General features: G+C 50.0%; 18 protein-coding genes. 6 read left to right on the top strand and 12 right to left on the bottom strand.

The window, feature by feature from the left end; translation table 11 throughout:
- Positions 1–78 precede the first annotated feature (78 nt).
- Positions 79–1,320, bottom strand: coding sequence for a pitrilysin family protein (locus TH61_RS02555; protein ID WP_231862286.1), 1,242 nt, complete (start codon positions 1,318–1,320; stop codon positions 79–81).
- Between the two features lie 259 nt (positions 1,321–1,579).
- Here TH61_RS02555 and TH61_RS02550 point away from each other — a divergent pair, with 259 nt between their 5' ends.
- Both TH61_RS02550 and TH61_RS02545 read left to right on the top strand, forming a co-directional pair.
- Positions 1,580–2,824: a DUF2254 domain-containing protein gene (locus tag TH61_RS02550; RefSeq protein ID WP_066505468.1), complete on the top strand. Its 1,245-nt coding sequence runs from the start codon at positions 1,580–1,582 to the stop codon at positions 2,822–2,824.
- Positions 2,825–2,861: 37 nt separating this feature from the next.
- Positions 2,862–3,320 (top strand): GNAT family N-acetyltransferase, encoded by a 459-nt coding sequence (locus tag TH61_RS02545; protein WP_231862285.1) that lies wholly within the window; start codon positions 2,862–2,864, stop codon positions 3,318–3,320.
- A gap of 187 nt (positions 3,321–3,507) precedes the next feature.
- Here TH61_RS02545 and TH61_RS02540 read toward each other — a convergent pair whose 3' ends face one another.
- Positions 3,508–4,635 carry a glycosyltransferase family 1 protein gene (locus tag TH61_RS02540; RefSeq protein ID WP_066505466.1) on the bottom strand — a complete coding sequence of 376 codons (1,128 nt, stop codon included), beginning with the start codon at positions 4,633–4,635 and terminating at the stop codon, positions 3,508–3,510.
- Between the two features lie 146 nt (positions 4,636–4,781).
- A complete protein-coding gene (locus TH61_RS02535; RefSeq protein ID WP_197464085.1) occupies positions 4,782–6,275 on the bottom strand; it encodes a S8 family serine peptidase in 1,494 nt (497 codons plus the stop codon).
- 224 nt (positions 6,276–6,499) lie between these two features.
- On the opposite strand from TH61_RS02535, the gene TH61_RS02530 reads away from it, so the two are divergent.
- Both TH61_RS02530 and TH61_RS02525 read left to right on the top strand, forming a co-directional pair.
- Positions 6,500–7,789 carry an aminopeptidase P N-terminal domain-containing protein gene (locus tag TH61_RS02530; RefSeq protein ID WP_066505462.1) on the top strand — a complete coding sequence of 430 codons (1,290 nt, stop codon included), beginning with the start codon at positions 6,500–6,502 and terminating at the stop codon, positions 7,787–7,789.
- Positions 7,790–7,848: 59 nt separating this feature from the next.
- Positions 7,849–9,435: a TolC family protein gene (locus tag TH61_RS02525; protein WP_066505460.1), complete on the top strand. Its 1,587-nt coding sequence runs from the start codon at positions 7,849–7,851 to the stop codon at positions 9,433–9,435.
- A 112-nt stretch (positions 9,436–9,547) separates the two neighbouring features.
- On the opposite strand, the gene TH61_RS02520 is transcribed toward TH61_RS02525, so the two are convergent.
- The 7 genes from TH61_RS02520 to TH61_RS02490 all read right to left on the bottom strand — a co-directional run bounded on the left by TH61_RS02520 (position 9,548) and on the right by TH61_RS02490 (position 15,896).
- Complete coding sequence (locus TH61_RS02520; RefSeq protein WP_066505457.1) at positions 9,548–9,964, bottom strand: STAS/SEC14 domain-containing protein; 417 nt, start codon at positions 9,962–9,964, stop codon at positions 9,548–9,550.
- A gap of 188 nt (positions 9,965–10,152) precedes the next feature.
- Complete coding sequence (locus TH61_RS02515; protein ID WP_066505454.1) at positions 10,153–11,076, bottom strand: aspartate carbamoyltransferase catalytic subunit; 924 nt, start codon at positions 11,074–11,076, stop codon at positions 10,153–10,155.
- Entirely contained in the window at positions 11,063–11,632 is a 570-nt protein-coding gene (gene pyrR, locus TH61_RS02510; RefSeq protein WP_066505451.1) for a bifunctional pyr operon transcriptional regulator/uracil phosphoribosyltransferase PyrR, read from the bottom strand. Before pyrR ends, TH61_RS02515 begins: the two co-directional genes overlap by 14 nt.
- A gap of 122 nt (positions 11,633–11,754) precedes the next feature.
- The gene (locus TH61_RS02505; RefSeq protein WP_066505448.1) at positions 11,755–13,296 is read right to left on the bottom strand and encodes a hypothetical protein; all 1,542 of its coding nucleotides are present in this window, start codon (positions 13,294–13,296) and stop codon (positions 11,755–11,757) included.
- A gap of 128 nt (positions 13,297–13,424) precedes the next feature.
- Positions 13,425–14,963 carry a hypothetical protein gene (locus TH61_RS02500; RefSeq protein WP_066505440.1) on the bottom strand — a complete coding sequence of 513 codons (1,539 nt, stop codon included), beginning with the start codon at positions 14,961–14,963 and terminating at the stop codon, positions 13,425–13,427.
- 72 nt (positions 14,964–15,035) lie between these two features.
- Entirely contained in the window at positions 15,036–15,440 is a 405-nt protein-coding gene (locus tag TH61_RS02495; RefSeq protein ID WP_066505437.1) for an EVE domain-containing protein, read from the bottom strand.
- Positions 15,441–15,497: 57 nt separating this feature from the next.
- Positions 15,498–15,896, bottom strand: coding sequence for a hypothetical protein (locus TH61_RS02490; protein WP_071887761.1), 399 nt, complete (start codon positions 15,894–15,896; stop codon positions 15,498–15,500).
- A gap of 211 nt (positions 15,897–16,107) precedes the next feature.
- Here TH61_RS02490 and TH61_RS02485 point away from each other — a divergent pair, with 211 nt between their 5' ends.
- On the top strand, positions 16,108–17,817 hold the full coding sequence (locus TH61_RS02485; protein WP_066505434.1) for a helix-hairpin-helix domain-containing protein: 1,710 nt from the start codon (positions 16,108–16,110) through the stop codon (positions 17,815–17,817).
- 77 nt (positions 17,818–17,894) lie between these two features.
- On the opposite strand, the gene TH61_RS02480 is transcribed toward TH61_RS02485, so the two are convergent.
- Both TH61_RS02480 and TH61_RS02475 read right to left on the bottom strand, forming a co-directional pair.
- On the bottom strand, positions 17,895–18,800 hold the full coding sequence (locus TH61_RS02480) for a hypothetical protein (RefSeq protein ID WP_157600505.1): 906 nt from the start codon (positions 18,798–18,800) through the stop codon (positions 17,895–17,897).
- 193 nt (positions 18,801–18,993) lie between these two features.
- Positions 18,994–19,449, bottom strand: a complete 456-nt coding sequence (locus TH61_RS02475; protein ID WP_066505427.1) for an energy transducer TonB — start codon at positions 19,447–19,449, stop codon at positions 18,994–18,996.
- A 519-nt stretch (positions 19,450–19,968) separates the two neighbouring features.
- On the opposite strand from TH61_RS02475, the gene TH61_RS02470 reads away from it, so the two are divergent.
- The gene (locus TH61_RS02470) at positions 19,969–20,994 is read left to right on the top strand and encodes a glycosyltransferase family 9 protein (RefSeq protein WP_066505425.1); all 1,026 of its coding nucleotides are present in this window, start codon (positions 19,969–19,971) and stop codon (positions 20,992–20,994) included.
- The last annotated feature ends 316 nt before the right edge of the window (positions 20,995–21,310 follow it).

Genomic DNA, 21,310 nt, shown 5'->3' with positions numbered 1-21,310 from the left:
GGCCAAAAACGAGCGGGCTAAAAACTTTCGCAGTGCCCTATTTCTGATTTCTAATTTTGAATTTCTAATTGTCGAGCTTTAGCTCGGGACGTATTGCAGGAAGCTCAGGTTGTCTTCCTGGAAGGTGTCATTGGCGATGTCCAGCAAATCCTTGGCTTCAATCTTCTTGATCTGGTCAAAGATTTCGTTGAGGGTTTCAATGGTGTCCAAGTCCAGAATGCTCTTGCCCATCATCATCATGAGGCCCATGTTGCTTTCCTCGGCCATGGCTAGTTGGCCCATGAGCTGTTGCTTGGCGGTGTGCAGCTGCACAGAGCCCATGGGTTTCTCGCGGAGCTGTTTCAGCTCCTTCAAGACCAGGCCAATGGTGCGCTTCAATTGCTTTTTCTCGGTGCCGAAGTAAATCCCGAACATACCGGTATCCACGTAAGTGGAGTAGTTGGCATCAATAGAGTAGACCAGGCCGTACTTTTCGCGCACGCCCATGTTCAGGCGGGAGTTCATGCCGGGGCCGCCCAGAATGTTCACCAAGGTGAAGAAGGTCAAGCGGCGTTTGTCTAGCAAGGAATACGCCGGACAGCCAATGATGCAGTGCGCCTGTTGGATAGGTTTCTCAGACAACAGCGTCTGGGCCTGGTAGCCCGTGAACGGCGTGCGCTCCCGGTTTCTGGTCTGGGTAGGAATCTCGCCCAGGTATTTGTTGGCCATCTTCAGGACTTTCTCAAACGGCCAGTTGCTCACTGAGCAGAACACCAGCTTGTCGGTGCTCAGGTTGCGCTTGATGAAGGCCTGGAAGTCTTCGCGCTGGAAACCGCTCACGCTCTCCCGCGTGCCCAGAATGTTGTTCCCCAACGAATGGTCTTTGAACACCACGGAGTCAAACTCGTCAATGATGGCGTCCTCGGGCGTGTCTAGGTACATGGCCATCTCCTCCAGAATCACGCCGCGCTCTTTCTCAATCTCCTTGGCCGGAAAAGTGGAGTGGAAGGTGATGTCGGTAAGTAGCTCAAAGGCCTTCTCAAAGTGGTTCTCCAGCACCGAGGCGTAGAAGCTGATTTTCTCTTTGGTGGTGTAGGCGTTCAGTTCACCGCCCACGCTCTCCAGACGATTGAGAATATGAAACGACTTCCGTTTTTGGGTGCCTTTAAAGGCCATGTGCTCCCAGAAGTGCGCCAGCCCCAGCTCATGGGGCAGCTCATCACGGGAGCCGATGTCCATCATAAAGCCGCAGTGGGCAATCTTGGTATGCGGCACCTGCTTGTGCAACACGCGGATGCCGTTGGGTAAGGTATGAATATGGTAATCAGGTAGCTTGGTCAAAGTCAATCTGTTTTATCTAGGGATAAACCTGCCGGCGCGGGGTTTGTTTCTGAGCCCCGCCAAGCAGCCTGCAAAGGTACGGAGGAAAGATGTGAAAATGAGTAGATTTGGAAATTTGAAAATGCCACAGCAATAACTGTGTAGTAATGCCAGAGAGCATTCGTTTTTGGGCAGTTTTACAGAAAACAAGCCAAAAACGACCCGAGCAGGAGGTGTGTCTATCTTTAACACTGTGGGCTTTGGCCGTATATACAGAGGTATGACAGAAAAAATACGCACCTATGTCCGGCGGTATTATACGCAGGTAGTGACCAGTATAGCCTTTTACCCGGCGGTTATTGCCCTTGTCTTTTTAATCATTTCCTATACCATGCTCCATATTGACTTCTCTGAGTCTGGCAGGGCATTAAAGAGCCGGTGGGACTTTCTTACCCTAAAAGACGCCAGCACCGCCCGCACCATAGCCGCCACCATAGCCGGTGGTATTCTGTCTTTGACCGTCTTCAGCTTCTCCATGGTAATGATTCTGCTCAACCAGGCGGCCTCCAACATGAGCAACCGTGTCTTGGACAGCATGATAGGCAACCGGTTTCAGCAGTGGGTGCTGGGCTTTTACATTGGCACTATTGTCTACGCGCTTTTCTTGCTGAGCACCATCCGGGACATTGACTCTGGCGTGCTGGTGCCCGCGCTCAGTGTGTACCTGCTCATTCTGCTCACCGTGGTAGACATCTTCCTGTTCATCTATTTTCTGCACTACATCACGCAGTCCGTCAAGTATGACACCATCATAGACCGCATCCATAAGCAGACCCGGCAAAAGCTGGAGGAGCTGTGCCCCTTAAAACAAGTACCTGGTGAAGTAGCGCCTATCATCATGCCCGGCTACGCCCTAATTGCCAAAACGTCTGGCTATTACCAGGGATTCAACCAGAAAGCCTTGTTGCGCCTGTGCACCCAACACCAATGGCAGGTGGTGGTTCTGTTTCCGATTGGGGCCTATGTACTAGACGGGATACCCTTTTTGAGGGTGCATTCCCATACCCCGGTCACAGCGGAGCAGGAAACCGCCCTTAGGCTTCTGGTAGAATTCTACCGTGGAGAGTCCATCCTGATAAGTGCTTATTATGGGTTCAAGCAACTGGTAGAGGTGGCCTTAAAAGCCTTAAGCCCGGGCGTGAATGACCCCGGCACGGCGGTGCTCAGTCTGCAAGTGCTGGTGGACTTGCTATCATTTCAACTAAACCATTACCCACGGCAAGTCATCCAAGACGCAGACGGTGGTGGTAGAATATTCATAAGGGTAAAGACCTTTGAAGAGATTTTTGAAGAGACCCTCTTGCCCATCTGGGACTATGGCCAGGAGGATAGAATTCTGCAAATAGAGCTAGAAAAGCTTTTACAGCAACTGCAGAGCCAGGTAGAGGGCCAGGAGAGAAGTGCCTGTATACGCTCCCTCCTGCATAGGGTAGAACAGAAGGCGGAAGAAAAGAATAAAACCTAATTTTTATCTTTGGGCCGAAACTTCCCTATCCAAAACCTTGGCTACTTCCACTAATCCAACCTCAGAAGTGTGTACCGTTACACCGGCAGATTTTCTAGAACTGACAGACGTCTGGGAAGTCTCCGTGCGGGCCACCCATCACTTTCTGCGGGAGGAAAACATTCAGTTCTTCAGGCCCCTCATCCTGCAAGAGTTTCTGGCGCAATTAGAATTGCGCTGTGTGCGGGAGAGCAGCAAAGTCTTAGGCTTTGTGGGGGTGGCTGATGGAAAAATAGAAATGCTCTTTCTGCACCCAGATGCCAGAAGCAAAGGCATCGGCAAACAACTCCTGCAGTACGCCATGTCAGAATTAAGCGCCACTAAAGTAGACGTGAACGAGCAGAATGAAAAAGCCGTGGGCTTTTACCTGCACAATGGGTTTGGAGTGAAAAGCCGCTCAGAGGTGGATGGCATGGGCAAGCCGTTTCCGTTATTGCATTTGAAATTAAAAGCGTAAGCACGCATTTCGTCCCCCTTCGGAGGGGGTAGGGGGAGGACTTCTCGTGCTGGATATAAACTTGATGTATTTTTTTGCCTTTGAGATTCGGCATTGAATAGAAGCTTTTGCTTTCTCAAGTTATTAGGTCATCCCCTTCAAAGGGGTCGATAAAGTAACACCTTAGGGAAAGCTTCACGCTCAGTAATTAACAACCAAGCACTTGCTCATACACTTGGTGCAGCTGCGGAATGGTCACTTCTGGCCTAAATGTCTGCGCATGCTCCAAGCCTCTCTGCACCATTTCCTTTTGCACATCGGTGCTGTTCAACACTTCCTGAATGGCTTGTGACAGCGCCTCTACGTCAGTAGGGGAAACGTACTTCGAGGACGGACCACCGGCCTCCGCAAAACAGGAACCGGTTGAGGTAATCACGGGCACGCCGCTGTTCAAGGCCTCCACAATAGGAATCCCAAAGCCCTCAAACACCGACGGGTACACAAACAGCGTAGCCAGCTGGTAGATGATGGGCAACTCTTGAAACGGGATGTAGGGCAAGAACAGCACCTTGTCCTGCAAGTTATGCTGGGTGATGAAGGCCTCCATTTCCTTGTAGTACTCCGTCTTGCGGCCAATAAACGCCAAAGGAATCTGCGCTCCGGCCGCGTGCCAGGCTTTGAGCAGGTGCAGTTGGTTTTTACGGCGCTCTAAGGTGCCCACGCACAAAATGAACTGGCTGGGCAATTGGTATTTCTGCTGGACGGCGTTTTGGGCCTCTTTTCCAGAAATCAGGTGAAAAACGGGGTCACAGTCCTGATAAACCACTTTTATCTTTTCTTGCGGCACGCCAAAGAACTCCTGCAAATCCTGCGCGGTCTGCTCACTGATGGCTACAATCTGGTGGGCCGCATCACAGGCCGCCTTGAACTTCTTCTTATAGATATAGCGGTCAATGGTGGGGTACAGCTCCGGGAAGCGCAGGAAAATCAGGTCATGGATGGTGACCACCAGCTTGGTGTGGTTGGTGTCCAGGCCGTAGGGCAGTTCATTGCTAAGGCCGTGGTACACTTGCACACCGTGCTTGACCAGCGCCGACCGCAAGCCAAACGTCCGCCACAAAGAAGAGACGCGCTTTCCCAGACCGTCTGGCTGAATGATTTGCGTTTTGGCTACCTTCGGGAAGAAGCCTTTGAACAGGTCTTTCTGCTTGGGCGTGAACAAGGCATACTCGTCCTGCGGGTAGAAAGTCATCATCCCCGAAACCACAAACCGGCTGTAATTGCCCAATCCCGAGGTATTGGTAAAGGCGCGCTTGGCGTCAAATCCTATTTTCATGCTAAAAGCAAAATTGAGGAAAAACTAGACGCATAGCAATTTTCTTAGGATGTATAGAAAATTACATGTGCTGAAAATTGAAATGCTTTAGGGTGAAGTAGTCCGTTTTCGGCCTGATTCTTAGAAATCAGGCCGAAAACGGATTTTTACTCCCAGACCACCTCCAAGACATTTTCCCCAAACTGAATAGTAGTATGCGTCTCACTGGTCATGCGTTTAAGCAGGAGAATGCTGGTGCGCACAGACAGCCGCTGTTGGGTTATGACCTGCGTGGCAGACTTCTTCCTAAAGAGCACAATGCCGCCTTTCCCCGCCACCTGCCACTCTTTGGGCCGCTTAAAGGAGAACTGGTCTCCAGAAGCTTTCATGACGGTGGGCGCAGGAAAAACAATGGTAGAGTCTTGGGCTAATTGAATGGCCCGCTCGGCGTTGGGCACGCCGTAGCCGATGTAGTTATTGCCATAGGGATACAGATGGCTGCTTCTCTGGATAACGCGGGTAAGTTGTTGAGCCGAAAGGTTGGGATTCACCTGCAAAAGGCAAGCCGCCAACCCGGTGATGATGGGCGTAGTGAAGGACGTCCCGAAGGCCGAGAAACAGGCTACATCAGGTTTGAGAAAAGGCAGAAAGCTGGGGCCTATGCCGCTGTAGCCCTGTTTTATCCAGGCGTTGTAATCCGTGGCACCCACGGTCAGGACACCGAGCGCGTCTGCGGGGGTATTCAAGACTTGCCAGCTTTTCTTAGCCCCATCGTTGCCTGCCGAAATCACCATACACATGCCTTTCTCCTGCACCGCCATCTGCGCGGCGCGCGCAATAAAGCTGTTGCCATCCATCTGCTCGGGTCGGTAGTTCTCAATTGGGTTATCAAAACCGGTGCCGTAGCCCAAGGACGAATTGACCAGACGCACCCCCAAGCTGTCCAGCCATTCCAGAGCGCGTACAAAATGCTCCTCCTCCAAGCGGTTTTCGCGGCTGCCATGGTCGGTGCGGGCCAGGTAATACTCTGCCTCGGTGGCCAGGCCAAGCTGAAGGTTCTGTTTGGGGTAGTAGCCGGCCAGGCATTCCAGAACCATGGTGCCGTGGTTGTCCAGAAACGATTCTTTGTAGGTATAAGGCTTGCCTGCGGCGGAGTTCACGAAGTCCTTGTAGCCGCGTACTAAGTCCTGGTTGAACAGCTTTTTGAGGCTGGGCTGCTTGTTCGCTTCGTAGAAGCCTACGTCAATCACACCAATTTTTACGCCCTTGCCGGTCAGGCCTTTCTCTCTAAACTGTTGGGCATTGATTTGATGCAGCACCGGCGCACCTTCGTCTTTTTTAGCCGAGGCAGAAGTGGCTTGGAAATAACCCGAAATAGGGGAGACCTCCTTGATAAAACACTTCTGCCGCAGGGCTTCTACCTGGCAGGTGGTGGCCGTGACGGCGGCGGCGTTCAGCCATTTAGAGACCGCGCTGACTTGGATTCCTTCTGAGATTAAGCCGTTCAGATAGGCTTGATGCACAGGAACGTCAGAAAACTGTGAGACCGGCAGACCCTGCTGCTGGCGCTGTTCCTGGGTTTCGGCGCTTACCCAGGTCGCAGTGGTTTTTTTGGCGGCGGGCTTGTCCTGGAAGGCGACCCAGTAGCGGTTTTGCGCCACGGCCAGGCTAGACGGAAGGGCGCAAATGGCAAAGAGCCAGAAAAAAAATACTTTAATGCAATTGCCCACCGTTACAAGATTTATACACGCCCGTAAGCCTGCAAATTAGCGTTTTATATCCTACATTTAAGCCGTCAAGACCGGGCCGTTTTTACGTTGTTTTCCAGAAAACAGCCTAAAAACCAAACCAGTTTTACCTGTGCCACACCACAAACCACTGCGCCATGAAATACGAAGCCCTCGGGAAAGACCTCTTCATTCACAACCGTAAAAAGTTTACCGAGTACATGAAGCCCCAGTCCCTGGCGGTCTTCCATTCCAATGACGTCATGCCCACCAACGCAGACGGCACCATGCCCTTCAGGCAGAACAACGACCTGCTGTGGCTGAGCGGCATTGACCAGGAAGAAAGCGTGGTGATTCTGTTCCCTGACGCCCGTGAGCCGCGCCTGCAGGAGATTCTTTTCATCCGGGAGACCAATGACCACATCCTGACCTGGGAAGGCTACAAGCTCACCAAAGAACAGGCCCGCGAGGTCTCCGGCATAGAAACTGTCTACTGGACCCATGAGTTTGACTCTATCCTCAATTCCTTGATGGCCTACGCCGAGAACGTTTACCTTAACTCCAATGAGCACCTGCGCGCGGTCATTGAAGTAGAGACCCGTGACGCTCGCTTCATCAAAAAGATAAAAGAGAGATTCCCGCTCCATAATTACTGCCGCAGCACGCCGCACCTGCACCACCTGCGCTCCATCAAGCAGCCCCGTGAGATTGAGATGATGCGCACGGCCTGCAACATCACAGAGAAAGCCTTCCGGCGCCTGCTCAAGTTTGTGAAGCCGGGTGTGATGGAGTATGAGATTGAAGCCGAGATTGCCCATGAGTTCCTGCGGAACCGTTCCCGCGGGCCGGCCTATGGGTCTATCATCGCCTCGGGCGCTAACGCCTGCATTCTGCACTACGTGGACAATTTTAGAGAGTGCCAGGACGGTGATGTGCTGTTAATGGACTTCGGGGCGGAGTACGCCAACTACGCCGCCGACCTCACCCGCTCCATCCCCGTGAACGGTAAATTCACCAAGCGCCAGGCAGACGTCTACAACGCTGTGCTCCACGTCATGAACACCGCCAAGCAGATGCTTGTGCCGGGCAACACCCTAGACCAATACCACAAGTTTGTAGGCAAGGTGATGGAGAACGAGCTCATCAAACTGGACCTGCTTAATGAGAATGACGTGCACAACCAGAACCCAGACGCGCCGCTCTACAAGAAATACTTCCCGCACGGCACCTCGCACTTCCTGGGCCTGGATGTGCATGACGTGGGTGACAAGTACCGGCCGTTTGAGGCGGGCATGGTCTTTACCTGTGAGCCGGGCATCTACATCAGGGAGGAAGGCCTGGGCATACGCCTGGAGAATGACTTCCTAATCACCGCCGGCGGCCCAGAAGACTTGATGGCCAACATTCCGCTGGAGATTGAGGACATTGAGCGCGAGATGAGAGCTTAAACAAGCATAAAATAAATGCCGTTTTTGGCCTGATTTGAGGAAATTAGGCCAAAAACGGATTGATATCCATCATAGTAGAAATTAGTAGCGTACCAGATTACCATTACCTAATTGTGAAAAAAGTAGCGACCAGCGGAGACGCTATGCCTTGGGTGTATTTGCTAGCCTTGCTGTTTCTGGCAACCGGCGTGCAGGCCCAAAAGAAAAGAAAATCCTTGCCAGAGGAAGAAGATTCACCTAACACCCGTCGGTACAGCCTGGTGGAGGTGGTGCGCATGGCCAAGGAACAATCGCCTAGCTATCAACAGGCAGTCACCACGCTTGAGAACCGTACCTGGCAGCACCAGACGTTCAAGAGTAACTACCTGCCGCAGCTCATGCTGCACGCCACGCTGCCAGACTACACCAAAAGCATTGACCCGGTGCTGCAGCCAGACGGTAGTCTGCAGTTTAGGCAACGAGACATTTCCACGTCATCGGCGCAGTTGGCCTTGAGCCAGAACATTGGCCTGACGGGTGGGGTGGTTTCCGTCAATTCTTACCTGCAGCGCATTGATGACTTTATGGCGGTAGAAGGCGGGAAATCCTACGCGTCCAATCCGGCCAACATTACCTTCAGCCAGCCGCTTTTCTCTTACAACGGCCTTAAATGGGACCGCAAGATAGAACCCCTGCGTTTTGAGGAAGCCAAGCGTGACTTCTGGGAAGACATGGAAGACATCTCCGTAAGGGCCACAGACCTGTACTTTTCCCTGTTGACTAACCAGCTGAGCTATGACATTGCCCAGAAGAACGTGGCCAACAACGACACCCTATTCAAGCTGGGGCAAGCACGTTTTCAGGAGAACCGGATTGGCGAGAACGAGTTGATGCAGCTGGAGCTGAGTTTGCTGACTTCGCAGCAGAGCCTGGAGCAGGCCAAGCTGGACATGGAGATAAGCGCCCTACGCCTGAAAGTGTTTCTGGGGCTCACAGATGACAGACCCATCAGGCTCACCACGCCAGACATTATTCCGCAGTTTGAAGTAGACGAGGAAATGGCCTTGACCCAGGCCCGGCAGAACCGCGCCCGTATGATATCCTTAAAGCGTGAAGAACTGGAGGCCGAGCGGAACAGCGCCCGCGCCGAAGGTGACGCCGGTCTCAATGCCAACCTTTTCCTCCAGTACGGCTTAACCCAGCAATCCAAGGAAGTGTTGGAAGCCTACCGTGACCCTTCTGAGCAACAGCGCGTGCGCATTGGCTTTAGCGTGCCCATCATGGACTGGGGTAGAACCAAGTCAAAGCTGGGCACTGCCCGCGCCAACCAGAAACTGGTCAAAGCCAACCTGGAGCAGCAGCAGGTCAACTTTGACCAGGACGTATACCTGCAGGTGAAGCGGTTTAAGATGCTACGCGAGCAGATGAAAGTGGCCTACCGGGCGAATGAACTGGCCGAGCGCCGGTTTCAGGGAGCCAAGGAACGGTACCTCAATGAGAAAATCAACCTCCTAGAGTTGAATCAGGCCTCCTCAGAAAGGGACTCTGCCAGGCGCGGGTACGTGGGCTCACTCAGAAACTTCTGGAACGCCTACTATAGCCTAAGACTGCAGACGCTGTATGATTTTGAGATGAATGAGCCGCTCACCTTACCGCTACCTTTGTAATGAAATAACCGGCCTTTTTTAGGCCGTTTTCCAGAAAACAGGTCAAAAACGCAGGAGCCCCGGCAGATAGTTTCTGCCGGGGCTCCTGCGTTTTAAATAAGATTTTTACTGCTTAGTTCAGAGTGGCGTAATACTCCACCAGCCATTGTTCGGCGGTTTTTATGTTGTCAAAGTATTGGGCGTCAAAGTCTTTTAGCTCATTGATAAAGGTGTCGGCAGAAGATTCTGCGAAGCTGGCGGGATTGGCCAGCATGGCAATACGTTTAAGGCCGGCCTTGGCCGCCAAAGGGGCCCAATCGTTAATCACCCACTCCATGGAGTGGTTCCAGGAGCCCACAATGGAACGGGTGTCGTTCAGCACGCAGCTGTAGCCTGCCTCGGCTAAGGCTTTGGTATAGGCCAGAGCGCCCGTCTTGACGTTTTCTTCTGTCAGGTACCCAATCCAGTTCACATAAAGTAACTTATTGTCCGTATCCTTCTTAATGGTGAGGTACACTTTCCCGAAAGGATTCACAAGTTCTTGGGTCATACAAAAAACGCCGTCAATTATATTTAGTGGAGCCAGTTTACACTGTTTCCTGACAGACGTTGCAGCAGTAGGTGTTGGTTCCTGACCTCTCAAAAATAGTAGCGGTATCTTCCTTACAAAGGCAAATGCCGTTTTTGGCCTGGTTTCAGTAAACCAGGCCAAAAACGGCATTTTAATGAAAGAGGATTTTATCCTCGGCTGGCAAGTAGGTACAGCACCGCCATGCGTATGGCCACGCCGTTTTCTACCTGGTCCAGGATGATGGAGTGCGGAGAGTCTGCCGCGTCTGAGGTCAGTTCCACGCCGCGGTTGATAGGGCCGGGGTGCATCAAGACAATCTCTTTGTTCAAGTTATCCAGCATCTTCTTGTTAATGCCAAAGTACAGGGCATACTCGCGCAGCGAAGGAAACAGCTTGCCCGTCTGACGCTCCAGCTGGATGCGCAGCACGTTGGCCACGTCGCACCATTGCAGGGCTTCCTGCACGTTCCAGAAGATTTTCACGCCCAGTTCACCAATGTGCTTGGGCAGCAGGGTAGGCGGTCCGCAGACAGCCACCTCGGCGCCTAGTTTCTGCAGGGCAAAGATGTTGGACAGCGCCACGCGCGAGTGCATGATGTCCCCAATAATGGCAATCTTCTTGCCTGCCACCTGTCCTAGCTTTTCTCTAATGGAAAAAGCGTCCAATAAAGCTTGGGTGGGGTGCTCATGCGTGCCATCGCCGGCGTTGACTATGTTGGCGTTGATTTTACGGGACAGGAAATGGGGCGCCCCGGGGCTGCTGTGCCGCATCACAATCATGTCCACTTTCATGGCCAGGATGTTGTTGACGGTGTCCAGCAAGGTTTCGCCTTTTTTTACGGAGCTACCCGAGGCAGAGAAGTTGATCACGTCTGCTGACAGTCGTTTTTCTGCCAGTTCAAACGAAAGTTTGGTGCGGGTAGAGTTCTCAAAGAAGACGTTGGCAATGGTGACGTCCCTGAGCGAAGGTACTTTCTTGATGGGCCGATTCAAGACCTCCTTGAACTGGTCTGCCGTCTCAAAAATCAACTGGATGTCCTGCTCGGTGATGTCCTTGATGCCCAACAGGTGCCGGACGCTAAGCTGTTGCATGGGGTTCTTGGTCTGGGGTTTTAGTCAATAGCCAGATGGCGTCCTGTTCTGATTCTGCGCCTTGCCAAGCCACTTCTACTCGCTGTGAGTGCAGGGAGTTGACTTTTTGGCCCACGTAGGTGGCTTCTACCGGCAGGTCTCTGGTGTATTGGCGGTCAATCAAGACCAGCAGTTCTACTTGGGCAGGCCTTCCGTAAGAAATCATGGCATCCAGCGCAGCCCGCACCGAGCGGCCGGTGTACAACACGTCATCCACCAGAATCACGCGCTTGCCCTCCAGAGAGAACTCTACCTTGGTGGCATTGGGCGCGAGGGGCGTAGAGCGGCGTCTGAAGTCATCTCTATGGAAAGTGATGTCCAGGTAGCCCGTTTGCACGGTTACGCCCAGAATTTCTTGAAGGGTTTCTTGCAGCCGGTCTGCCACAAAAATACCGCGGGGCTGCAAGCCCAGAATCACGGAGTTGGAAAAATCACGGTGGGTCTCAATCAGTTGGTGCGCCAGGCGCCGGATCATGATTTGAAACAAGGCGTGCGGAACAATGAGACGTTTGTGCATAGTCCGGGTTTTGGGCAAAGATAAACACTTCCGGTTTGTAGCACCTATCTGCAAGCGTATTTCTTGTCAGGAAAATATGGAATGGCGACAACCTCCCTTTGTTAGCTATGCATGGGAATGGTTTATTCAAAGGCCACCTTTTGCAAATAGAAAACTGTACGCGATGCTTCCTTTTTAGAACTGATTCTCTGAAAGCCATACGCAATGAAATTGGTGCCATGCCAGTGCTGAATGTCTTCTTGTGAGCTGGTCACACGTTTGTCTGTCTCTTTTGGCAGTTGTACCGGTATTCTATCGGAGTTGGTGCTGTTAACCTGTAGTTTCTTGTAGAAAATCTCGCTTTTGCTCAAGTATGTCATGATCATGTTGCCTTCTGGTGTAATAGCAGTTCTTACACTTGGTCCATAACTAAATCTCTTATTGTCAGGTAGTTTGTAAGAATTGTCCCAAAGTAAATTCCCGTTAAAGTCAAACACACAGGCAAAGGCATGCTGATATTTATACATTATCGTGCTTTTGGTAGTAGTGGTGGTACTGCTAAGTAGAAAACCGGAGGCTTCTACCTGAGTTTCTGATTTAACAAATGGCTCAAATAATTCTCCTACAAGCGCGTAGCCCTGCGGATGTGGCTGTACTTTGTGCAACACCATGCGGTACTGTTTGATGGGGGCACTGCCTTCGGCCTCATTCCGCAGAGCCCTTGCTTTCATGCGCAATGCTGCTGCAGGTGAAGATTTGTACTCATAAAAATGACTCAGTTTGCCAAAGTCATAGTAGTTCATTTCACCTTTCATGTTGATACTATACAAGCCCTGCACAAATTCATCTGATTTATAACCATAGGTGCCCAGAAGCAATTTTTGAGAAGTAAGTCCCGGCGTTAATTTGGCAGGCCAAAGCACCTGGCCCGTTATAGGCATTTCTTTAGGCTTAATAATCATAGTATTTATGGGAGCGCCTTGGGCGGTCATAAACTTTGCCTGTAGTCTAGCATGAATTCCTTGTGATTCTGTTATTAGAAGCTCTAATGCCTTATTGAGCGTGTCTATTCTAAACTCGCCTAAGTCTCTTGCTAGGCCTGAAACAGCTGGTAAAATTCTAACCTCTGGTTCTTTGGGATTTAAGTGCAACATGGCTAATTGGCCCTTGTCCAGGGCATTCAAAAATACCTGTCTGTCTAATACCTGCATGTCTCTCAAAGTAACATACGGCGAGTGTAGAAAATGCTCAGTCAAGGAAAAGCTACCAGATTGTTTGTCAATTTGATATAGAATAAGCTTTGTGTCTGAGATAGACGTGCTAAAGAGAAGGTAGACTCTGCCTCTTTCTTCAGCTTTGAACATTAGCTTGGTATTATTGGGTTGCGGTGCCTTGCTTTCCCAGACAGACTTTAATTGATGATTGTATTTGGTAAACAAGACCTCGTTTTTGCCCACTCCTACATCTCTTTTCTTAGTAATCAGCAATAGAGTACTATCCATCAATGGAAAAACAGAGTGCGCATAGTCAAAAGAGTTTCTGGGTAGCTCTATTCTTAGAGTCTGTTTGGGTGCATTCTTTTTTTCTTTGTCGTTGGTTGTTCGCGCCCCCGCAGATAAAGTAAAGCTAATGAAGAACAGAAATAAGATACACGATTTGTAGTGGGGGGTAAAGCCTTTAAACATAAGAAAATGAGCTGTTTGTATTATAAAATATAGGATACAATAAGCTGTTGCAAAGAGCAGCCTTTAAGAATAATGATTGATATAAAGTGGGAGTAATAAAATTCTTATCTTTTGGATAAGTAATATACTTAAAAGGCCAGGTTCTGCAAGACAAAAACCGTGCGTGCTTTCCCTTCTTTAGGGCGTATGCGCTGAAACCCGAAGGCGATGAAATTACCCCCGTACCAGTGTACCACGCCTTCAGAGTTGCTATCTACCCGTTTTTCATCTGTTTCCTCCACGCGCACTTCAAACTCCTCATTGTTTGTAAAAGAGACCCCCTGCAGCAAACGCTTGAATTTGAGCTCATCTTCGTCTGGGTATAATATGGCTACTTGGCCGTCTCGAGCCACGCCTGCTTCAATGGTAGGGGCCAGGTCAGCATATGTTTTGCCTTCTAGTTTATAGTTGTTGTCCCAGAGCAAGTTGCCCTCTTTGTCAAAGACACAAACAATGGCGTGCGTGAACCTGAACCCATCATAATTACGTCGCTGGGTATTGTCTACGTTATAGCGCGGGTCATAATTGTTGTAGTATGAGTTCTGGCGGTACTGCGGGTAATAGACTTCACCTACCAGTGCATACCCTTGCGGATGCGGCATGATGGGGTGCAGGAGTAAACGATAGCGCAGTACTAACGGCTTGCCTTGCCGCTCCCGCCGTACAAATTTGGCTTTCATGCGGCGCTGCTGCCGCTGCGAAAGATGGTCAAAGAAACGGTCGAATTTACTGAAGTCATAAAACTTGATGTTGCCGGCCAGGTCACTGCTAAAGACGCCTCTGGCAAAGGTGGTTTCTCTGTAGCCATAGGTGCCCAATATTAATTTAGAGAGCGTATCACCGGGCGTGAGCCGTCCATCCTGAATGTTGGTCTCTGTGCTGAAGTCTATGCGCGGTGGCAAGAAATACGTGCCCAACACATCTCCTTTGGGGTCCATGCGTTTGACCTGCACGCGGGACCGGTAATTGTTGGTTTCAGAGACTAGAAACTCGGCGGCATGGGTGAGGGTGTCCACTCTAAACTCGCCTAAATCTTCTTCCTGTCCAAATACGGCAGGCAGGATTCGGCAATCTTCTACGGCCGGGTCTATGAGTAAAATGTTGATTTTGTAATTCTCCACGCCAGACAAGAACACCTTGCCTTGGCTGGCCATAATCTCATTTACATAGATATAGGAGTTAGGCAGTACATGCGTGGTATAAGTTATCTCCCCAGTGCGGTTGTTGAGTTTGTAAAGGAGAAGTTTCTTGCGCTCACGGGTGGTGTAGAGCAGAAAAGTGGAGGCCCCGTCCGAAGTGATTTTATGAAAATCAGTGCCCTGTTGGTTTTCTTCTTCTTTAGTCCAGAGCACTTTAAGCGCTTTGCTGTACTTGGTGTATTTAGTCTTGCTCTTAGAGAACCAAGAATGCTTATCAAAAGTGATTACTAACACAGAACTGTCTGGCAAGGGATGCACAAAGTGTTCTTCCTCAAAAGAATCACTGACAATCTCTGCCCGTAACGTCTGCTCTGGAGCCTTTGGTTTTTCTGGATCTTTGGATTTTTGTTGCGCAAAAGCGCCTATGCCTGTGCCTAAACAAATGACCAATAGGCAACTCAACTGCTTAAGGTGGATAGACAAAGACATAGGCGTGCTGTTTTTCTGTTTAATATACAAAAAACCCTTGAAAAAAGCATGCTGTCAAAAACAGACAGACGTTTAATTCGCCAAGCCTAGCAGCATGTCAAATTCCTCAGCGCTCAAGGGCATGACAGACAAGCGGGACTGGCGCAGCAAGCCAATGTTTTGCAGCCGCTCATCTTTTTTAATTTGCTCTAAGGTGACCTTTTTTTGCAATGCTTTTTCTGGTGCCAAGGTAACCGCCACCCATTGCTTTTCTGGAGTGGTAGGATCCTGGTAGGCCTCATTTGCCACTTTGGCCACCCCCACAATTGCCTTCTCAGAGACGCTGTGGTAATACATCACTAAGTCTCCTACTTGCATCTGCTGTAAGTTGTTGCGCGCCTGAAAATTGCGCACACCGTCCCACGTGGTTTGACCATCGCGCACCAAATCTGACCAAGCGTATTTGTCGGGCTCAGACTTCACTAACCAGTACTTCATAAAGGTAAAAATAGGCACCTATGCAGACGCCATAAAAAAGGTGAAAGGGATAAACTGTTATTGGTCCTCAGAGGATTTTCGTTTGATTTTGAGCACGGTAGGCGTACCTGAAAGCACTTCAATGGTGTGCAATTTGCCAGGGGCTCCCTCTAATTCTACGGTGATGACATTCTTGCTCTGCGCAGTCCACTTGCCGGGCTGTTCTTCCAGGCCGTCTGTGGGGGCAATGGCGTAATTGATGAACGTGCCGTCTTCTTTGATCATGAACCCGGTCCGCCCCCTGGACGCCGGAAAGTCAAAGGTGTTGGGACGGTAGGTGCGCACATCTGCAGAATCCTCCTCATATGAATACAGCCAGGTTTTACCATACACTTCTTTCGGGAAGTTGGGGCCAGAGCCGCATTTGGCTGCCATCAATGCCACGGCAAACAGACAAAGCAAGGAAAGGTTTTTCATAGGGAGACGGGTTGCATGCCTTCATGCTTGGTTTCAATTTCAGGCACAAGATAGGCAAAAACGCTGAACCCGTATAAGGCACTATTTTTGGCCCTTAATTTTCGTTTTTAGTGTATTTTCTGGGAAACAGGCCAAAAACGGAAACCTTGGATTTGGTGTTGAACATGGCAGAATCTGTATCTTTACCAATTCCCTTACCAACTCAAATCCCGTGGAGAACAAAGACCTAATACGCCTTTTCCGTGTAACGGCTTCCTTGATGGAGCTGCATGATGAGAACCCCTTCAAGATACGGTCTTACACCAATGCCCTTCAGGTGCTGGAGCGGCTGGAGTCGCCCATTCACCAGATGAGCCAGGCGCAATTAGAAAAGCTGGACGGGATTGGCAAGGGCATGGCCGCTAAGATCATGGAAGCCATTCAGACGGGCAGCCATGCAGACCTGAGCCGGCTGCTGGAAACCACCCCCGAAGGCGTGGTGAAGATGCTCAACATCAAGGGCATCGGGCCGAAGAAGATACGCACCATCTGGAAAGACCTGGGCGTGGAAACTTCTGAGGCGCTCCGTGAAGCCTGTGAGAAAAATGAGTTGTCCAAACTAAAAGGCTTCGGGGCGAAGACGCAGGAAACCATTCTGCAGGCGCTTCAATACTCAGATGAAAGCAAGGGCAAGCTCCTCTGGGCTGAGGCCGAACCGCTGGCCCTGGATTTGCTCCAATTCCTGAAAAACAGGCCAGAAATGGCTGCCGCCGAATTGGTAGGAGACATGCGCCGCAACCTGGAAACAATTGACGGCCTACAGTACCTCATCAGCTTGAAGAATGACGCCACCTGGCCCACCTTTTTACAGGAATTGCCAGGCGTGACGGCCATAGAATCCATCTCGGGACCGTTTGTCTGGCGAGGGCAATTAGAAGAATCTGGCCTAAAGCTGGAGGTGCGCTTGGTGCCGGAAAGACGCTTCGCGAACCAAGTGTTGCTTTATTCCACCAATCCGGCCTGGCTCACGCACCCATTAAACAGCGTGGGTGATACACTTATGGATGAAGCCTACGGAGAGCCCGCTGCCTCTGAGGAAGAGATTTTCAAACGCGTAAACCTAGCTTATGTAGCCCCTGAACTTAGAGAAAGCCTGCGCGTTTTGGAATTGGCTCAGGAAAATAAACTGCCCACGCTATTACAGGACACTGACCTGAAAGGCATTCTGCATAACCACAGCACCTACTCAGATGGCGCGCACACTTTAGAGCAGATGGCTGTGCATTGCAAGCAGCTGGGCTATGAGTACCTGGGCATCTGTGACCATTCCAAGTCGGCGTTTTATGCCAATGGTTTGCAGGAGTTCAGGGTGCAGGCCCAGCAAAAAGAGATTGACCGCCTGAACCAGGAGTTGGGACCCTTCACCATCTTCAAAGGCATTGAGTCTGATATCTTGGCCGATGGCTCTCTGGATTATGAACCCGAGGTGTTGGCTACGTTTGACTTTATTGTGGCCTCTATTCACAGCAACCTCAAAATGGACGTAGTCAAAGCTACTGACCGCCTGCTCAACGCCATACAGAACCCGTACACCACCATGCTGGGCCACCCCACCGGCCGGTTACTCTTGCGCCGCGAAGGCTATCCCATTGACCATAAAGCCGTGATTGACGCCTGCGCAGAACATGGGGTCATCATTGAAATAAACGCCAATCCGCGTAGACTTGATATTGACTGGCGCTGGGTAGAATATGCCTTGAGCCAGAACGTGTTACTGAGCATTAACCCAGATGCGCACAGCATGCGCGGCTATGAAGACATGCGCTACGGTGTGCTGGTTGGCCGCAAAGGCGGGCTTACGCCAGAAATGACCTTCAATACCAAAAGCAGGGAAGAGGTAGCCGCCTATTTTGCAGAAAGAAAACGCCTGAAAGGAATATAAACTACAGAACAAAGCCCTTCACTGTTGCCAGCATTCTAGCAGCATTGTGAAGGGCTTTGTTTTACCTAAGGTGCGCGTTAGTTCTTAGGCGGAGAATACACCCAGGCAATGTTGCCTTTGTCATCAACCCCTACAGGGATGGCTACGTGCATGATTACCTCCCTTTCACCTTGAATGCCCGGATGAAAAGCGGGTAGTTTCTCTACTAGGCTCGCCAACAGCTCATTGGTCTTACGGCTATGCCCATTGAAGATTTTGGTGTTTCCTTTCAAGACAGTGCCATCTGTGTTAAGGTTAAAAGCCAGGATTAAGGGCTTAGCAGGATCCTTCACTAGAGGCCTGGGGATGTTTTTAAAACGGAGCTGCAATGCTTTTAAGAGTTCCTCTGCGCCACCTTTATAAGAGGGCATGTGTTCTACTGCCACGTAATACTGGTATTCCTGTATCTGTTTAAAGTTTTTATCATAGCTGCTTGGATACACCTTGACAGGCACGTTTAGAATACTGTGCACTTTCACGCCATTATGTTCTGCCGGCACCCAAGCCGGAACTGACTTAAACACCCGTATGAACTCCTGGTCTATGGCCGGTGAAATGCTCTTTAGTGTTTTTACCTCTACTAACTCACCTGCTGGGTTGATGGTAAGGGTAAACAGGGCCGTGGTGTACTCAGGAATAGCAGCCAAGGCTTCTTTGTCCTTGAAATTATCCGCTAGATACGCATACAGGGCTTCTCTTGCCTTCGCTTCAAGAGCTGGAACGCCACCCTCTGTTAAAAAGCTGGCCGGCTGCTCCACATAGGTATATACCTTGGGGGACTGTTGCTTTACAGGGGCTTGCTGCTTTGGGGTTGGCTTTCGTTTAACAGGCGCAGTCTGTGCCGAAGCTGGTAGATGGCCAAGGACTAAAAAAGATAAAAGCAGTAAGTAGCGCATCACAGTAGGGTAACGGGTAAGGTTGAAATGAAGTAGGATGGCCTGCAACTCTGCAGGTTGATACTAGATAGTTGATAATTGAACCAGGGGGGAGCTGGTGGTGCAAGAGGACGGGGGAGCGCCTCTAGAATGGTAGCAAGATAAGCGGGGCAGTAGGCATAAAGCAAGAGCGCCAGCCGGTTTCCCATCTGGCGCTCTTGCTTTCTATGGTAGACCTTGAAGGTCTTCTGGTTTCTAAGTGTTACCTGATGGAGTTGATTCTACCAGAACCATCTAACCCAATGGTGTAGGTGATTCTGTAAGGAACGGCGCGGTTATTAACTAAGGCCGGTGTGAATGCTGGTAAGCTGCTTAAGGTCTTCAAAAGTGGCTCATCTGAACCGTAACCCAGCGTCTTGATGATTTTAGTGTCCTTTAAACGAACTTTTCCTTTTTCATCTAGCACTACTTGTACAATGATAGTTCCTCCGCTGCCTCTGGCTGTAAAGCTTTCTGGCGCCTGGTAGTTGTCTTTCATGAACTTGGCCAGACCTTTGTCACCTTCTGGGAACACAGGCATCTGCTCCACCTTGTCATAAATCATGGCTGAGTCAGAGACCATTACCAAAGATTTAGAGCTGGCTTCGGCAGTAAAGGCACCACCAATTAAAGCGATTAGTAAGAAAAGGCGCTTCAAAGTAGAAATAGGAGATTTCATGTTGATTTAATGGAGTATAAATAGTTTACCAGTTGGTATTCTGTGTTTGCAGGCACAAAGATAGATAAATCCTTAACAACATATAATAATGGCTATCTATCTTATTTAATTTTTTTCTTGAATTGCTTATATGAGCCAAATACTCACATTTGCGCATCTTCCTTCATGAAGAAATTTACCTTTCAAGCCTCTCTGTGCCCCACCGCAACTATTTCCTACTTCGCACTCCCATCTCTGAGTAGCAATTGGCCATGTGCCTAGTTCGCTACTTCCTCCTTCAATAAATATCTTACGGATTAAATATAGTAATTTTATATAAACAACAAACATATTACTGGATAATTCTTCAAAAAGATTCACCATGGGATTAGCTTTGGTAAAGTAGAGATTGGTCTTGTCTCGTTTTTGGCTCCTTTCCCAGAAAACAGGGCAAAAACGGATACGTAAAACTCTTTGCGCCTAACTGTTTTCTGTTCAGTACCAAGACGCGTACCTTTGCCGAAGCTAAAACGGTTACGTGTGAAAAAAATCCTCATCATCCGGTTCTCCTCCATAGGTGACATTGTGCTCACCACGCCCGTCATCAGGTGCGTGAAACAGCAGGTGCCCGGTGCCGAGGTGCATTTCTGTACCAAAGCCGCTTTCAGAAACATACTTGCCAGCAATCCTTACGTGGACAAGGTATTCTGTCTGGAGCATTCGCTCAAAGACCTGTTGGTCCAGCTCAAGGCTGAGAATTATGATCTGGTGTTGGACCTGCACCACAACCTGCGCACCCGCATCTTGAAAGCTCGTTTGGGAAAACCCTCTAAAAGTTTTGACAAGCTCAATCTGGAGAAGTTGCTGTTGGTCAAATTCAAGATCAACTGCATGCCCAAGGTGCACATTGTAGATAGATATCTGGCTACGGCGGCCTCTTTGGGAGTGACCAATGATAATAAAGGCCTTGACTATTTCATCCCAGAGAAGGACGAAGTAAACTTGGCCACCTTGCCTGTCACCCATCAAAACGGCTACTACGCCATTGCCATTGGCGCCCAGCATTACACCAAGCGTTTGCCGGTAGATCGGCTTATTGAGCTCTGCGAGAAGATTAACGGTCCGGTTGTTCTTTTAGGCGGTAAGGAGGATATGGCTGTGGGGCATGTAATAGCGATGTACTTCCAAACGGAACCGTACAAAAGCCAGCACGAGGCAGATTCTACGCAAAATACGGTCATCTTGAATGCCTGTGGTCAATACAACTTGAACGGTTCTGCCTCCCTTGTGCGTCAGGCTTGGGCCGTTTTCAGCCATGACACGGGCTTGATGCACATTGCCGCCGCGTTCCATAAGAAGATTTACAGCATCTGGGGTAACACCGTTCCGGAGTTCGGCATGTACCCCTACACGCAGGATTATGAAGTGCTGGAAGTGAAGAACCTGTACTGCCGGCCTTGCTCTAAGATTGGCTATTCAAAATGCCCCGAGCGCCACTTTAGGTGTATGCGGGAGCAGACGTTTGATTTTACTCTGCCTGTCTTAACGCCTACTAAGGAAGCGTAGCCGTTTTTGGCTTGTTTTCTGGGAAATAGGCTGAAAACGATTCTCTGTTTAAGCCTTTATTAGGAAAAGAACTTCTTCGTCCCCCTTTGAAGGGGGTAGGGGGATGACTTCTTTATCTGATTATTCATTTAGGCCTCTGCCTCCCAAACTCATCACTACCAATTTCATTTTCCCTTACTTTCTACCCGCGTCTGTCACTTTTCTCCTTGATGAGAAAAGTAACCAAAAGAATCAAGAACCACCGAACTCGCTGCCGCTCAGACAGGCGGTGGTTCAGTTTTGTGCACCTGGCTGGCGTGATTTGTTTCATGGCGGG

The sequence above is a fragment of the Rufibacter sp. DG15C genome, assembly GCF_001577755.1.
Classification (GTDB): Bacteria; Bacteroidota; Bacteroidia; order Cytophagales; family Hymenobacteraceae; genus Nibribacter.
The sequence above is the reverse complement of the archived record's forward strand: the minus strand, read 5'-3'. Positions and strand labels throughout refer to the sequence as shown.